Origin of the sequence: Streptacidiphilus sp. BW17 (genome assembly GCF_041262485.1) — a bacterium.
Taxonomy (GTDB): Bacteria; Actinomycetota; Actinomycetes; order Streptomycetales; family Streptomycetaceae; genus Streptacidiphilus.
This window is the reverse complement of the sequence record NZ_JBGCCR010000007.1, coordinates 137,933-153,731: the sequence shown is the minus strand read 5'-3', so window position 1 is coordinate 153,731 and position 15,799 is coordinate 137,933. Positions and strand designations below refer to the sequence as shown.

Here is a 15,799-nt window from a genome sequence, read left to right as displayed (position 1 = left end):
ACATGAACCAGCGCCCCGCCCAGACCGGGGACGAAAGCGCCCTCGAAACGTTGCCGACGCAGTACACGCCGGCCGAGGTAGAGGGGCCGCTCTACGAGCGCTGGGTAGAGCGCGGTTACTTCGCGGCGGACGAGAAGAGCGAGAAGCCGCCGTACACCATCGTCATCCCGCCGCCGAACGTCACCGGCTCGCTGCACCTGGGCCACGCCTTCGAGCACACCATCATCGACTCGCTGACCCGCCGTAAGCGGATGCAGGGCTACGAGGTGCTCTGGCAGCCCGGCATGGACCACGCCGGTATCGCCACCCAGAACGTGGTCGAGCGCGAGCTCGCCAAGGAGGGCAAGTCCCGCCACGACCTGGGCCGGGAGGCCTTCGTCGACCGCGTCTGGCAGTGGAAGGCCGAGTCCGGCGGCCAGATCAGCGGTCAGATGCGCCGCCTCGGCGACGGCGTGGACTGGTCGCGTGAGCGCTTCACCATGGACGAGGGCCTCTCGCAGGCCGTCCAGACCATCTTCAAGCGGCTCTACGACGACGAGCTGATCTACCGCGCCGAGCGCATCATCAACTGGTGCCCGCGCTGCCTCACCGCGATCTCCGACATCGAGGTGGAGTACCAGGAGGACGACGGCGAGCTCGTCTCCATCCGCTACGGCGAGGGCGAGAACAGCATCGTCGTCGCCACCACGCGTGCCGAGACGATGCTCGGCGACACCGCCGTGGCCGTCCACCCGGACGACGAGCGCTACAGGCACATGGTCGGCACCGAGATCGAGCTGCCGCTGACGGGCCGTCGGATCCCGATCGTCGCCGACGTCCACGTCGACCCGGAGTTCGGCACCGGCGCCGTGAAGGTGACGCCCGCGCACGACCCGAACGACTTCGAGATCGGCCAGCGCCACAGCCTGCCGTCCATCGCGGTCCTCGACGAGCACGGCGTGATCACGGTCCACGGCCCGTTCCTCGGCCTGGACCGCTTCGAGGCCCGCTCCGCGATCGTCGGCGCGCTGCGCGCCGAGGGCCGGATCGTCGCCGAGAAGCGCCCCTACACCCACAGCGTCGGCCACTGCTCGCGCTGCAAGACCACCATCGAGCCGCGCCTCTCCATGCAGTGGTGGGTCAAGGTCGCCCCGCTGGCCAAGGCCGCGGGTGACGCGGTCCGCGACGGCAGCGTCCAGATCCACCCGAAGGAGATGGAGTCCCGCTACTTCGCCTGGGTCGACAACCTGCACGACTGGTGCATCTCGCGTCAGCTGTGGTGGGGCCACCGGATCCCGGTCTGGTACGGCCCCAACGGCGAGGTCGTCTGCGTCGGCCCGAACGACGAGGCCCCGACGGGCGAGGGCTGGCACCAGGACACCGACGTCCTCGACACCTGGTTCTCCTCCGGCCTGTGGCCCTTCTCGACGCTGGGCTGGCCCGAGCAGACCCCCACGCTGGAGAAGTTCTTCCCGACGTCCGTGCTGGTCACCGGGTACGACATCCTCTTCTTCTGGGTCGCCCGGATGATGATGTTCGGCCTCTACGCGATGGACGGCACCCCGCCGTTCCACACCATCGCCCTGCACGGCATGGTCCGCGACCAGTTCGGCAAGAAGATGTCGAAGTCCTTCGGCAACGCGGTCAACCCGCTGGACTGGATGGACGCCTACGGCGCGGACGCGCTCCGCTTCACGCTGGCGCGCGGCGCCAACCCCGGCACGGACGTGCCGATCGGCGAGGACTGGGTCCAGGGCTCGCGCAACTTCTGCAACAAGGTCTGGAACGCCACCCGCTTCGCGCTGATGAACGGCGCGACGGTCGAGGGCCCGCTCCCGGCCGCGGAGCAGCTGAGCGCGGCGGACCGCTGGATCCTGTCGCGGCTGAACACCACCGTCGCCGAGGTGGACGCGCTCTACGACGACTACCAGTTCGCCAAGCTGACGGACGCGCTGTTCCACTTCGCCTGGGACGAGGTCTTCGACTGGTACGTCGAGCTCACCAAGTCCACGCTGGCCGAGGGCGGCCCGGCGGCGGACGCGACGCGTCGCGTGCTCGGCGAGGTGCTGGACGTGACGCTGCGTCTGCTCCACCCGATCACGCCGTTCGTGACGGAGACGCTCTGGACGACGCTGACCGGCGGGGAGTCGGTGGTTGTGGCGGAGTGGCCGTCCGACAGCGGCTTCCGCGACACGACGGCGGAGAAGGAGATCGAGCTGCTGCAGCAGGTCATCACCGAGGTCCGCCGCTTCCGCGCCGACCAGGGTCTCAAGCCGGGCCAGAAGGTGGCAGCCAAGCTGGAGTTGGCCGGCACCCCGCTGGTCGCCCACGAGGGCGCGCTCCGCTCCCTGGCCCGCCTCACCCCGGCGGAGGACGGCTTCCACGCGACGGCCACCCTCCCGATCGCGGGCGCGACGGTCGCGCTGGACCTCTCCGGCGCGATCGACGTCGAGGCCGAGCGCAAGCGGCTCGGCAAGGACCTCGCCGCAGCGGAGAAGGAGCTGGCGCAGGCGACCGCGAAGCTGTCGAACGAGGCCTTCGTGGCGAAGGCGGCCCCGGCGGCGGTGGAGAAGATCCGCGGGCGCCTGACGAAGGCGGGCGAGGACATCGAGCGCTTGACCGCCCAGCTGGCGGCGCTTCCCCAGGGCTAGTTGCAGCACCTAGCGGTGCTTGTGCTGCCGCAGGTGGTTGCACTATCTAGGGGCGCGGGGCTCTGCTGATGTGCGGCTCCGCCGCGTGGGCGCGACAAGCCACCCAGTGTGGTGAGTCGCTCAGCGAGCAGGGCCATTCGCACAGGGTGGTTGCTCGCGCAGTTCCCCGTGCCCCTTGAGGTAGTGCAACTACTTACGCGTTGACTAGTTCCGGCTCAGCCGGGGTCTGGGACGACGTCTGTAGGCCGACGCCCTTCGTCTCCTCCGCCCACAGCACGCAGACCAGCAGGCCCACGGCGGTCAAGGCGGCAGCCATCAGCATGGTCGGGCCGATGCCCAGCCCGCTGAGGGAGAGCGGGAGCAGGTACGTACCGACGGCCGCGCCGATCCGGCTCACCGACGTCGCGAAACCGACGGCAGTCGCCCGCACCTGAGTGGGGAACAGCTCGTTCGGATACGTCCAGTCCAGCACGTTCGGACCGCCGCAGAGGAACGCGTACGCGCACAGCGCGATCAGCGCCAGCGCCGCCGGGGCGGTGGGCCAGACGCCCAGGAAGACCAGCGGGACGATCATCAGAGCGAAGGACAGGATGATCGTGGGCCGCCGGCCGCGCGTGTCGATGGCGCGCAGCGCCGGGTAGCAGCCGACCAGGAAGACCAGGCTGATCAGCCCGGTGCCGAGGGTGTCCATCACAGTGCCGCCGGGCAGGCCGAAGGAGCCCAGGATGGCCGGGCCGAAGGTCAGCATCGCGAAGAGCGGCGCCACCTGGCACAGGAAGAACAGGCCGCAGAAGAGCGTCCGGCGACGGTAGGCGGGGCTGAACAGGACCCGCAGCGAGCCTGCGCCGATCCGCTCGCCCGTCGCCTCGTCCGTCCCACCGGACGTCAGCTCGGCGACGGTGACCTCGCGGCCGAGGTGCTTGCGGACCACGGCGACGGCCTCCTCGCCGCGCCCGTGCTGGGCCAGCCAGAGGGGGGACTCGGGCGAGCCGCGCCGGATGACCAGGAAGAAGAGACAGAGGACGGCCGAGCTCGCCAGCATCCAGCGCCAGCTGCCGTTGCCGCCGAACTGCTGGAAGAAGTAGCCGACGACGTACGCCAGCACGGAGCCCGCGTACCAGGCGACGATCTGCTTGCCGAGCAGCCTGCCGCGTTCCTTGATGGGCAGCCACTCCGCCAGGAGTGAGGTGGCGATCGGATAGTCGGCTGCGACCGCCATGCCCAGCACGAAGCGGAGCGCGACGATGAGCCAGACCTGGTCCGCCCAGAACGAGAGTACGGAGCAGACCACCATGACCAGCAGGTCGGCGGTGTACATCACCTCGCGGCCGATCTTGTCCGTCAGCACCCCGAAGACTGCGCCCCCCACGAACATCCCGATCAGGGCGGAGGCCCCGATCAGGCTGACGGCCGCCGTGCTGAGTCCGAGCTCGGGCTGCATGCCGGTGACGGCGACGCCGACGATGCTGAGGATGTAGCCGTCGAGCAGTGGCCCGCCTGAGCAGGCCAGCGCAAGACGCCGGTGAAATGCCGTATACGGTGCGTTGTCGATGACTGTGGACATCTGGCCCACTTTGCATAAGACAACCGTCAAACGACTAGGGACCAAGGTCCTTCGTTCGCTCCGTAGACTTGCGACGTGAGCGACACTGAGCTGACCGCGGTAACCGCGGAACTGGTGGCCAAGTGGCCTGAGACCAAGATCGACCCGTCCCTGGAGCGGATCAAGGCACTGATGGACATCCTGGGCCAGCCCCAGCTGTCCTACCCGTCCATCCACATCACCGGGACCAATGGCAAGACCAGTACCGCTCGCATGATCGAGCAGCTGCTGCGCACCTTCGAGCTGCGCACCGGCCGCTACACCAGCCCGCACGTCGAGTCGATCACCGAGCGCATCTCCCTCGACGGCCAGCCGATCAGCCCCGAGCTCTTCGTCCAGACCTACGAGGACATCAAGCCGTACGTCGCCATGGTCGACGCGCAGCAGCCCAACCCGATGTCCTTCTTCGAGGTCGTCACCGCGATGGCCTACGCCTGCTTCGCGGACGCCCCGGTCGACGCGGCGGTCATCGAGGTCGGGATAGGGGGTACCTGGGACGCGACCAACGTGATCGACGCGGTCGTCTCCGTGATCACGCCGATCGCCCTCGACCACACCGACAAGCTCGGTGACACCACCGCGGCGATCGCGGGGGAGAAGTCCGGGATCATCAAGAAGGGCGGCCTGGCCGTCGTCGCCCAGCAGCCGCTGGACGCCGCCGAGGTGATCCTCCGTCGCGCGGTCGAGATCGACGCGACGGTCGCCCGCGAGGGCATGGAGTTCGGCGTGGTGCGCCGTGACGTCGCGGTCGGTGGCCAGTTGGTCACGCTTCGCGGGATCGGCGGGCACGAGTACGAGGAGGTCTTCCTCCCCCTCCACGGTGCGCACCAGGCGCAGAACGCCGCGCTGGCCCTGGCCGCGGTCGAGGGCTTCTTCGGCGTCGGGGCGGCGCACGACCAGCCGCTCGACATCGACAAGGTCCGCGCCGCGTTCGTCGACGTCAGCTCGCCCGGCCGGCTGGAGGTCGTCCGGCGCAGCCCGACGATCGTCCTCGACGCCGCCCACAACCCGGCCGGGGCCCGGTCCACGGCGGAGGCGATCGGCGAAGCCTTCGCCTTCACCCGCCTGGTCGGCGTCTTCTCGCCGAGCGGCGACAAGGACGTCACCGGCGTTCTGGAGGCGCTGGAGCCGGTCCTGGCGGAGATCGTGGTCACCCGGAACTCGACCCATCGCGCGCTGGACGTCGACCGCCTGACCGAGCTGGCGGTCGAGGTCTTCGGCCCCGACCGCGTCCACGTCGAGCCCCGCCTCGACGACGCGATCGACGCCGCGGTGACCCTCGCCGAGGAGGAGGGCGACCTCGGCGGCGCGGGCGTCCTCATCACCGGCTCCATCATCACCATCGGCGAGGCCCGCCTCTTGCTCGGCAAGTAGTTGCACTATCCAGGGCGCGGGGGCTGTGGCTGCCGCCGGTGGTTGCACTGTCAGGGGCGCGAGGAACTGCGCGACAAGCCACCCACGCAGGGTGGCAGGCCGAACGAGCAGGGCCATCCGCATGCCGGTGGTTGCTCGCGCAGTTCCCCGCGCCCCTGAGGTAGCTGCTACCTCCCCGGCTGCAAGGCGTTCAGGACCGGCGATTAAGCTTGCCGCGTGCGTACGCTCTGCTCCACCACCCTCATCAGCGAAGCCATGGTCATCGGCTTCGCCGCGCTCGTCGCCATGCATCTGTCGGATGTGTCCAGCGGCACGCTGTGGTCCGTCTCGGGCGCGGCCATGGCGCTCTGCGTCCTGCTCTGCGGGGTGCTGAACCGCAAGGGCGCGGTGACGGTCGGGTGGGCGCTGCAGATCGCGTTGATCGCCAGTGGGGCGATTGTGGGGATGATGTACGCACTCGGCGTGATCTTCGCGGGCCTGTGGTGGTGCTCCGTGCACTACGGCCGCAAGATCGACACGATCAAGGCCGCCCGCGAGACCCAAGCGGACCAGGCGGCCCCGGCGGCGCAGAGCGCAACCGCCTAGCACACCCCTGCATTCAGGCGCAGGCACGACCGGACCGGCCACTCTGCCGGGTGATTTTCCCTCCGCTCTGCCCGGTCGAGCCGTCGTCACGGCCCAGCCTCGGAACAGGCAGTCCCGCTGCGGAAGATCACACACCGCTCGGGTAGTGTTCGTGTCGATCATCACATCGCAACCCAGGGAGCCGTCCCCATGTCCTCGTCGTCCCAGCGCACCCTGGTCCTGCTCAAGCCCGACGCCGTGGCCCGTGGTCTGGTCGGCGAGATCGTCTCCCGGATCGAGCGCAAGGCGAACTGGCGGATCGCGGCCATGGAGCTGCGCACCCTGGACGCGGCCACCCTGGAGCAGCACTACGCCGAGCACGTCGGCAAGCCGTTCTACGCGCCGCTGATGGAGTTCATGTCGTCCGGCCCGTCCGTCGCGATGATCGTCGAGGGCGAGAGCGTCATCGAGGGCATCCGACTGCTCGCCGGCAAGACCAACCCGCTGGAGGCCGGCCCGGGCACGATCCGGGGCGACTTCGCGACCATCACCCGCGAGAACCTGATCCACGCCTCCGACTCGGAGAACTCCGCCGAGCGCGAGATCAAGATCTTCTTTCCGCGACACGCCTGAGCCCCAGGCACATTCGACTTTTCTCACCGCACAGCTTCTTCACCGGATCCGTACGGCACTTGCTTGAGCCATCCGGAACCGAACTTCGACACACGGCGTCCCAATGGCGGGATATCCGATCGTCTGCACGGACAATGGCGACAAAGGTCCCGTCGCTACCATGGTGACTGCTCGACGGCAGCTTCGTTCATGGTCGCAGTAGCACTAGCTGATGGCCCGTGAGTCGGCGTATCCGCCCGGCCATGTGCCGCCGTCGCCCCCTCATCCGCGAGCTCGGGAAGGCCCCTCATCCCCATGGCGAACAACATGTCGTTCATTGGTCGTGACATGGCTGTCGACCTCGGCACGGCCAACACGCTGGTGTACGTCAGGGGTCGAGGGATCGTCCTCAACGAACCGTCGGTGGTGGCGGTCAACACCAACACCGGTGGGATCCTCGCCGTCGGAGCCGAGGCCAAGAAGATGATCGGGCGCACGCCCGGCAACATCGTGGCCATCCGTCCGCTCAAGGACGGCGTCATCGCCGACTTCGAGATCACCGAGCGGATGCTGCGGTACTTCATTCTGAAGATCCACCGCCGCCGCTACCTGGCCCGTCCGCGGGTCGTGGTCTGCGTGCCCAGCGGCATCACCGGGGTCGAGCGCCGCGCGGTGATCGAGGCGTCGGCCCAGGCCGGTGCGCGCCAGGTGCACATCATCGAGGAGCCGATGGCGGCGGCGATCGGCGCCGGGCTGCCGGTCCACGAGGCCACCGGCAACATGGTCGTTGACATCGGCGGCGGCACCACCGAGGTCGCCGTCATCTCGCTCGGCGGCATCGTCACCGCGCAGTCCATCCGGGTGGCCGGCGACGAGCTCGACAACGCGATCATCCAGCACATCAAGAAGGAGTACTCGCTCCTCCTGGGTGAGCGCTCCGCCGAGCAGATCAAGATGACCATCGGCTCCGCCTACCCCACCGAGGGGGACAAGGAGGAGCACAGCGAGATCCGCGGCCGCGACCTGGTCAGCGGGCTCCCCAAGACCGTGGTGATCTCGGCCGCCGAGGTGCGCGAGGCGATCGAGGAGCCGGTCTCCACCATCATCGACGCCGTCAAGACGACACTGGACCAGTGCCCGCCGGAACTCGCCGGTGACATCATGGACCGCGGCATCGTTCTCACTGGGGGCGGCGCGCTGCTGCGCAACCTGGACGAGCGACTACGCCGTGAGACCGGCATGCCGGTGCTCATCGCGGAGAACCCGCTGGACTCCGTCGCACTCGGCTCCGGCAAGTGCGTCGAGGAGTTCGAGGCGCTCCAGCAGGTCCTGGACGCCCAGCCACGCCGCTGACGACGCGTCAGCACCTCTTCTTCATCTCCAGCCACTGAGCACGAAGAACTGAAGGGCCCTGCCGAGAGTCGTGAGGGACACACGAGAGAGCCGGCTTCTGCTGATCCTGCTGGTGGCGGTCGCCTTCGCACTGATCACCGTGGACATCCGCGGCGGTGACGACTCACCGCTGAACGGTCCGCGGTCCGCCGCGGCGTCGGTCTTCGGACCCGTCGAGAGCGGCGTCTCCGGGCTGGTCCGGCCGATCGCCGACGGTCTCCACTCGCTGCGCGACTCCGGCAGCCAGGGCGACCGGATCCGGGCGCTCGAGCAGCAGAACCAGCTGCTCAAGCAGCAGTTGACCTCCTCCGACGAGGTCAAGGGCCGGAACGGCGAGATGACCAAGCTGCTCGGCGAGGCCGGCGCGGGTCAGTACACCATCAAGGCCGCCCAGGTCGTCGCCATAGGAGCGAGCCAGGACTTCTCCTGGACCATCACCATCGACATCGGCAGCAACGAGGGCATCCAGCGTGACATGACCGTCATCGACGGCGACGGCCTGGTCGGCCGGGTCACCACGGTCGCGCCCACCACCTCCACCGTGCTGCTGGCCGACGACCCGCGCTTCACCGTCGGCACCCGGATGGAGGGCAGCGGCGAGGTCGGCTTCGCCACCGGCGAGGGCGACGCCCCGATGCGCGTCGAGCTGCTCAACGGCCATGCCAACGTCAAGGTCGGCGACCGGCTGGTCAGCTTCGGCTCGGAGGACGACAAGCCCTTCGTGCCGGGCGTCCCGGTCGGGAGGGTCACCCAGATCGTCAACACCCCGGGCGAGCTGACCAAGACCGTGCTGGTCCAGCCGTTCGTCAGCTTCACCACGCTCGACCTGGTCGGCGTCGTGGTCCAGCCGCCCGCCACCGACCCGCGGTACGCGGTGCTGCCGCCCAAGCAGGCCCCGCCCGCGCCGGCCCCGACTCCGTCCGCGCCTGCCCCGTCTGCGACCACGTCCGCTCACGCCGGGAAGAAGAACTGACGCCATGTGGTTCCAACGCGCCCTGCTCTCCGCGGCCCTCGTGGTGCTCGCGGTCGTCGTCCAGGTCAGCATCCTGGCCCGGCTCGGCCTGCCCGGCGCGGTGCCGGACCTGCTGCTGCTCGTCGTGATCGGTCTGGCGCTGGTCTACGGCCACGTCACCGGCTGCCTGGTCGGCTTCTTCGCCGGGCTCTTCGCGGACCTCGCGCCGCCGTCCGACCACGCGGTCGGCCGCTACGCGCTGGTGCTCTGCCTGGTCGGCTACGCCGCCGGGCTGATGCGACCGGAGACCGGCCACCTGCGCTCGGTCACCCGCCCGTTGGCGGTCGTCGCGGTCGCCGCGTTCGGCGCGACCGTGCTCTACGCGGGCGTCGGCGCGCTGGTCGGCGACACCGCCGCCCGGCACGTGGGCCTCACCGGCCTGCTGATCTCCTCGGTCGTCTACGACGTGCTGCTGGCCCCGTTCGTCGTCCCCGCCGTCATGGCGCTGGCCCGGCGCACCGTCAGCGACCCGACGGCCGACGGGCAGAGCCGCGGCGGGACGCCGAAGCCGCGCCGCATCGGCGTCAACCGCCGCGGCACCTTCTTCGGCGACCGCGGTACGCGTACCGGCGGCGCGGCCGGCCTGGGCACGGTGCCCGGCTTCGGCAACCCGTCGTCCAAGTCCGCCAAGAGCGGCAGCGGCAGCAGGTTCAGCCGCACCGCCAAGAGCGGCGCCAAGTGAGCGCCGCCGAGAACTGAGACACCGTCGCCCTCCCGCGCGGGACACGGCGGCAGCCAGGCAGAAGTAAGGAGGGGAACTCGTGGGGAACATCCCGGAGACGGGTCGGACCCGGAGAGTCACCGGCCGCCTGCTGGTGCTCCAGGTGCTGGTCCTCTCGATGCTCGGCACCCTGGGCGGGCGGCTCTGGTTCCTGCAGATCCGCGACGGCGCGTCCTACGTGGCGCAGGCCTCGTCCAACCACATCCGCACGGTCGTCGACCCCGCGGTGCGCGGCGAGATCCTCGACGACATGGGCGTGCCGCTGGCCGACAACACCACCAAGCTGGTGGTCACCGTCAGTCGTACCGTGCTGATGCAGCAGAAGGACGGCGGCGTCGCCGTGCTGACCCGGCTCGGCCAGGTGCTCGGCATGACCTACCAGCAGATGCACGACAGGGTCCGGCTCTGCGACGCGCAGACGCCCGCCCCGTGCTGGAACGGCTCGCCGTACCAGCCGATCCCGGTCACCGAGACGGCGACCACGCAGCAGGCCATGCAGATCATGGAGCGCCAGGAGGACTTCCCCGGCGTCACCGCCAGCCCGACCGCGGTCCGCTACTACCCGGGTCCGGACGGCGCCAACGCGGCGCAGATACTGGGTTATCTCTCCCCGGTGACCCAGGACGAGATCAACGCCGCAACCGACGCCAGCGGCAAGTCCACGCTCGCGCCCTCCGACACCGCGGGCCGCGCCGGACTCGAGTACCAGTACGACAAGGCGCTGCGCGGCACCGACGGCGCCACCAACCTGGAGGTCGACAACCTCGGCCGGGTCCAGGGCACCGCCGGCGGCACCCCCGCCGTCCCCGGCGACGACGTGGTCACCAGCATCGACGCCCGGATCCAGGGGATCGCCGAGCAGCAGCTCAACCAGGCCCTGCTGACCCTGCGCAAGACCTGGGACCCGGTCAGCAACGAGTACTTCAAGGCCGACTCGGGTGCGGTCGTGGTGGAGAACGTCCACACCGGCCAGATCGTCGCGATGGCCAGCGCTCCGACCTACAACCCCAACATCTGGACCGGCGGCATCTCCGCCGCCGACTACGCGGCGCTGAACAGCACGAGCTCCGACTTCCCGCTGCTGAACCGGGCGATCCAGGGCCAGAGCGCACCCGGCTCGACCTTCAAGGTGATAAGCACCACCGGCGCGCTCAACGCGGGCTACGGCTTCGACTCGACGTTCCCCTGCACCTCGTCGATGACCATCGGCGGCCGGGTGTTCAAGAACTTCGAGGGCGAGAACTACGGCATGATCAACCTCTCGAAGGCGCTCGAGGTCTCCTGCGACACGGTCTTCTACAACATCGCCTACCAGCAGTGGCTGAAGGACGGCGGCACCAAGCCGACCAACCCCAAGGACTGGCTGTACAAGACCGCCCACCAGTTCGGCCTCGGCACGACCACCGGCATCGACCTGCCGGGCGAGGTCACCGGCCGAGTCCCGGACCGCGCCTGGCACCAGACGTACTACGACGAGATGAAGGGCATCTGGTGCCAGCAGGCCAAGACCGAGACCGATCCGTACCTCAAGGCGGTCGCCACCGAGGACTGCGCCGACTTCGCCACGCTGCGAGCCGGTGACGAGGTCAACTACGCGATCGGCCAGGGTGACACGCTGGTCACCCCGATCCAGATGGCCCGCATCTACTCGGCGCTGGCCAACGGCGGCACGATCTACCAGCCGCAGCTGGCCAAGGCCATAGTGTCTCCGGGCGGCAAGGTCGTGCAGCAGATCAAGCCGGTCGTCCAGGGCCATCTGCCGGACACCCCGCAGATGATCTCCTACATCGACCAGGCCACCGCCAACGTCGTCACCAGCGGTACGGCGGCGTGGAAGTTCCAGGGCTGGCCGCAGGACAAGATCCAGCTGCACGCCAAGACCGGTACCGCCGAGGTCGTCGGCAAGCAGACCACGTCCTGGTTCGACACGTACACCAAGGACTACGCGATCGTGATGACGATCTCCCAGGGTGGTACCGGGTCGGGCGGCGCCGGTCCGGCCGTGCGCAACATCTACAACGCGCTCTACGGCATCCAGGCGAACAACACGATCGACCCGAGCAAGGCGATCACCCCGGCGGGTGACACCCAGCTGCCGTCCTTCCATCCGGACGGCACGGTCACCAGCCCGGTCTCCTACACGCTGCCGAACGGCGCCACCCTGAACGGCACCGTCCCCGGCCAGCCGGGCTACGTCACCCCGGCGGTCCCGGCGGTCCTCCCGGCCACCGGCTCCAAGGCGCCGCTCCTGCCCGCCCTCGACGTCGCGGCGCTGGCGCCCGAGCGGAGGGCGGACGGATGGGAGGCCTGAGCAGCACGAGTTGGACCGCGCCGCGCTACACCCCGCGCAAGGAGGGCGTGCGGCGGCTGGTCGAGCGCGACTCGCCGCTGCGGCGGATGGACTGGCCACTGGTGCTGGCGGCGCTGGCGCTCTCGGGCGTCGGCTCGCTGCTGGTCTGGTCGGCCACCCGCGACCGCAGCGACATCAACCAGGGCGACCCGCAGTACTTCCTGGTCCGCCACCTGCTCAACACGGGCATCGGCGTGGCGCTCTGCGTCGGTGTCGTGCTGCTCGGCCACCACCGGCTGCGCACCGCAGTGCCGTTCATCTACGGCCTGTCGATCCTCGGCGTGCTGGCCGTACTCAGCCCGCTGGGCTCGACCGTCAACGGCGCGCACTCGTGGATCGTGCTCGGCGGCGGCTTCTCCGTGCAGCCGTCCGAGTTCTGCAAGATCGCGATCATACTGATCGTGGCGACGATACTGTCGGCACGCGTCGACGCGGGCGAGCTGCAACAGCCCGACGGCCGCTCGATCCTGCGGGCGCTGAGCCTGGCCATGGTCCCGATAGCGATCGTCATGATGATGCCGGACCTGGGCTCGACCATGGTCATGGTCGTCATCATCCTCGGCCTGCTGCTCGCCTCCGGCGCGCCCGGCCGCTGGCTGCTCGGGCTGACCGCCGGCGGTGCGCTGGGCGCCTTCGCGGTCGTCCAGCTGCACCTGCTGAAGCAGTACCAGATCGCGCGCTTCGCGGCCTTCGCCGACCCGACCCTCGACCCGTCGGGCGTCGGCTACAACACCGCGCAGGCCCGTATCGCCATCGGTTCCGGCGGCCTGACCGGGCAGGGCCTCTTCCACGGCACCCAGACCACGGGCCAGTTCGTGCCGGAGCAGCAGACCGACTTCGTCTTCACCGTCGCCGGTGAGGAGTTGGGCTTCGTCGGCGGCATGCTGATCATCGTGCTGCTGGGCATCATCATCTGGCGCGGCTTCCGCATCGCCCGCGAGGCGCCCGACCTCTACAGCACGGTGCTCTCCGCCGGCGTGGTCACCTGGTTCGCCTTCCAGGGCTTCGAGAACATCGGGATGACCCTCGGCATCATGCCGGTCGCCGGTATCCCGCTGCCGTTCGTCAGCTACGGCGGCTCGTCGATGTTCGCGATCTGGATCGGCATCGGGATCCTGCAGTCGGTGAAGATGCAGCGCTCGATGGCGGGCTGACGCCCCGTCTGCCCCGTCTGCCCCGTCCGCCCGTCTGCCCAGGAGCGCCGCGTCCGTCCGACGGACGCGGCGCTCCTGCGTAGTGCAAGCGGGGGAACCGGGCCGGACACCCTGCCTCGCCTCGTCGTTCTGGCGGCGCGGGCGGCAGAGAATCGGTCGCGTGGCCCACGTATCGCTTTCGATGATCGTGAAGGACGAGGCGGAGTCGATCGGCGCCGTCCTCGCCGACGCCTCCGCCTTCTGCGACGAGCTGGTCGTTGCCGACACCGGCAGCACCGACGGCACCCCGGAGCTCGCCGCCGCAGCGGGCGCGGTCGTTCTGCACGTGCCCTGGACCGACGACTTCGCCGCCGCCCGCAACGCCAGCCTCGACGCCTGCACCGGCGACTGGGTCGTCTGGCTCGACGCCGACGACCGCGTCCCGCCCGCTGCGCAGCAGGCCTTCAGCCGCGTCCTGGCCGCTCTCGACGGAGACCGCGTCGACGCGCTGATCTCCCCGTACCACTGCGGCTTCGACGAGCAGACCGACGCGCCCACCTTCACCACGCTGCGCGAGCGGGTGCTGCGCCGCTCCGCCGGACTGCGCTGGGCGGGGGCGATCCACGAGGTGGTGGACATCACCGGGGTGCGGACCCGCGAGGAATCGCAGCTCGTCGTCGAGCACCGCCGCACCGCGGCGCAGGCCGCGCAGGACGAGGGCCGCAATCTGCGGATCCTGGAGAAGCTCTACGCCGAGGGCGACCGTTCGCCGCGCACGCTCTACTACCGCGCCAACGAGTTGCGCGACGCCGACCGCCACGAGGAGGCGGCCCACGCCTACGCGGAGGTGCTGGACGTGCCGCAGCCGGCCTGGGAGCGCTACTTCGCGCTGCTGTCGCGGGCGGAGTGCCTCCACGCGATCGGCAGGAGCGGGGAGGGCGCGGAGACGGCCGTCCAGGCGATCCTGCTCGACCCGACCCGTCCCGAGGCGTGGATGGTCGCCGGGATGATCCCCTACGAGCAGGGCGAGTGGGCGCGCGCGGTCCCGTTCTTCAGCGCCGCGAGCGTGGCGCAGGCCCGGCCGACCGAGGGCTTCGTCCGGGGCCGGGACCACGGTTGGGCGCCCTGGGATTTCCTCTCCGTTTGCCTGGGCAACTCCGGCCGCCACGAGGAGGCCCTCCAGGCAGGCGTCCGAGCGCTGCGTGGCAACCCGCAGGGGGACAGGGTCCGCGCCAACCTCGGCTGGTTCGTCAGCGAGCTGCCTGTCGCCGATTCAACCAACTGACGGCCCTTCGGCTGGTGCTTGTACGCTGACCGAGTTGTACGACGATCCGATAGTGGTAAGGACGCCTCGGGCGTGGGATCTGACGCCTCGACACAACGGAACCAATGACGTGTGAGGCAGAAGTGAATTCGGATCACAGAGGCTCTAGACCGGTACCGCGGACATTCGCCCGTGTGGCCATGAGCGTCGGCGGCGTCGCCGCCCTCACGGGTGCGCTGCTCACACCGCAGGTGACGGCGATGGCCGCGGACCTCGCCGCCACGCACACCTCGGCGGCATTGAGGAACCCGGTCCCGGCCCCCGCGCCGGTCAAGCCGGCGTCCCACGCGGCAACGCCGGTCACCCCGGACTGGGGCAAGCCGCCGAAGCCCCCCAAGTGCGACGACGACCACCACAAACACTGCAAGTGCCCGCCCGGCCCCCGCGGCCCCAAGGGCCCTCCGGGCGCCAAGGGCGCCAAGGGGGCGACGGGCGCTAAAGGTGCGACCGGCGCCACCGGTGCGACGGGTGCTCCGGGTACGGCGGGTGCCACGGGTGCCACGGGTGCGACGGGTGCTCCGGGTACGGCGGGTGCCACGGGTGCGACGGGTGCTCCTGGTACGGCCGGTGCCACGGGCGCGACCGGTGCTCCTGGTACGGCCGGTGCCACGGGCGCGACCGGTGCTCCTGGTACGGCGGGTGCCACTGGCGCGACCGGAGCCACCGGTGCCGCGGGTCCCTGCTTGACCATCGACTCGGTGGTTCACGGCGACTACCTCTACACCGGCGTGGTCAAGGGCTCTCCCGGCCACGTCGACGTGGGCTCGGCGAAGGTCAACCCCATGCCCGCGGGCGCAACCACCTGGACCACCCTTCAGGCGCTGCCTACGGGTGCCTCGGCGTGTGGCGTGGCCGTGGCCGACCAGGGCCACACGATCCTCGTGGACGCGATCAGCACGACCGGCACGGTCTATGCGACCACCTGCGACTTCGCCACCGGGTCGACCGCGGTCTCCTGCACCCACGCCTGGACGACCATCACGACACAGCCGTCGACGGTCCGCCAGTCCGAACCGGAGAAGCGAGCCCGCCTCAACGACTGAGGACGCCCGCCCGCTCCGCGCCCGCCCGCTCCGCGCCTTGC

Annotated in this window: 12 protein-coding genes; 11 read left to right on the top strand and 1 reads right to left on the bottom strand. The window is 69.9% G+C overall.

Annotated elements, in window-relative coordinates; genetic code table 11:
* Nucleotides 1-2: 2 nt before the first annotated feature.
* The gene (locus tag ABH940_RS11345; RefSeq protein ID WP_370063795.1) at nt 3-2,630 is read left to right on the top strand and encodes a valine--tRNA ligase; all 2,628 of its coding nucleotides are present in this window, start codon (nt 3-5) and stop codon (nt 2,628-2,630) included.
* A gap of 193 nt (nt 2,631-2,823) precedes the next feature.
* Here ABH940_RS11345 and ABH940_RS11340 read toward each other — a convergent pair whose 3' ends face one another.
* Nucleotides 2,824-4,194 carry an MFS transporter gene (locus ABH940_RS11340; protein WP_370105151.1) on the bottom strand — a complete coding sequence of 457 codons (1,371 nt, stop codon included), beginning with the start codon at nt 4,192-4,194 and terminating at the stop codon, nt 2,824-2,826.
* A 75-nt stretch (nt 4,195-4,269) separates the two neighbouring features.
* Between ABH940_RS11340 and ABH940_RS11335 the strand changes: the two genes are divergently transcribed.
* From ABH940_RS11335 to ABH940_RS11290, 10 genes are all read left to right on the top strand, one after another.
* Nucleotides 4,270-5,607, top strand: coding sequence for a folylpolyglutamate synthase/dihydrofolate synthase family protein (locus tag ABH940_RS11335; RefSeq protein WP_370063346.1), 1,338 nt, complete (start codon nt 4,270-4,272; stop codon nt 5,605-5,607).
* 216 nt (nt 5,608-5,823) lie between these two features.
* Entirely contained in the window at nt 5,824-6,192 is a 369-nt protein-coding gene (locus ABH940_RS11330; protein WP_370105150.1) for a DUF4233 domain-containing protein, read from the top strand.
* 189 nt (nt 6,193-6,381) lie between these two features.
* Nucleotides 6,382-6,804, top strand: a complete 423-nt coding sequence (gene ndk, locus ABH940_RS11325; RefSeq protein WP_370063350.1) for a nucleoside-diphosphate kinase — start codon at nt 6,382-6,384, stop codon at nt 6,802-6,804.
* A gap of 306 nt (nt 6,805-7,110) precedes the next feature.
* Complete coding sequence (locus tag ABH940_RS11320) at nt 7,111-8,136, top strand: rod shape-determining protein (RefSeq protein ID WP_370063798.1); 1,026 nt, start codon at nt 7,111-7,113, stop codon at nt 8,134-8,136.
* Nucleotides 8,137-8,206: 70 nt separating this feature from the next.
* Nucleotides 8,207-9,148: a rod shape-determining protein MreC gene (gene mreC / locus ABH940_RS11315; RefSeq protein WP_370105149.1), complete on the top strand. Its 942-nt coding sequence runs from the start codon at nt 8,207-8,209 to the stop codon at nt 9,146-9,148.
* A 4-nt stretch (nt 9,149-9,152) separates the two neighbouring features.
* On the top strand, nt 9,153-9,869 hold the full coding sequence (mreD, locus tag ABH940_RS11310; protein ID WP_370063354.1) for a rod shape-determining protein MreD: 717 nt from the start codon (nt 9,153-9,155) through the stop codon (nt 9,867-9,869).
* Between the two features lie 79 nt (nt 9,870-9,948).
* Entirely contained in the window at nt 9,949-12,219 is a 2,271-nt protein-coding gene (mrdA, locus tag ABH940_RS11305; protein WP_370063356.1) for a penicillin-binding protein 2, read from the top strand.
* On the top strand, nt 12,207-13,412 hold the full coding sequence (gene rodA, locus ABH940_RS11300) for a rod shape-determining protein RodA (RefSeq protein ID WP_370063358.1): 1,206 nt from the start codon (nt 12,207-12,209) through the stop codon (nt 13,410-13,412). Before mrdA ends, rodA begins: the two co-directional genes overlap by 13 nt.
* 160 nt (nt 13,413-13,572) lie before the next feature.
* Nucleotides 13,573-14,676 carry a glycosyltransferase gene (locus ABH940_RS11295; RefSeq protein WP_370063361.1) on the top strand — a complete coding sequence of 368 codons (1,104 nt, stop codon included), beginning with the start codon at nt 13,573-13,575 and terminating at the stop codon, nt 14,674-14,676.
* A gap of 173 nt (nt 14,677-14,849) precedes the next feature.
* Complete coding sequence (locus ABH940_RS11290; RefSeq protein ID WP_370105148.1) at nt 14,850-15,758, top strand: hypothetical protein; 909 nt, start codon at nt 14,850-14,852, stop codon at nt 15,756-15,758.
* Nucleotides 15,759-15,799 lie beyond the last annotated feature (41 nt).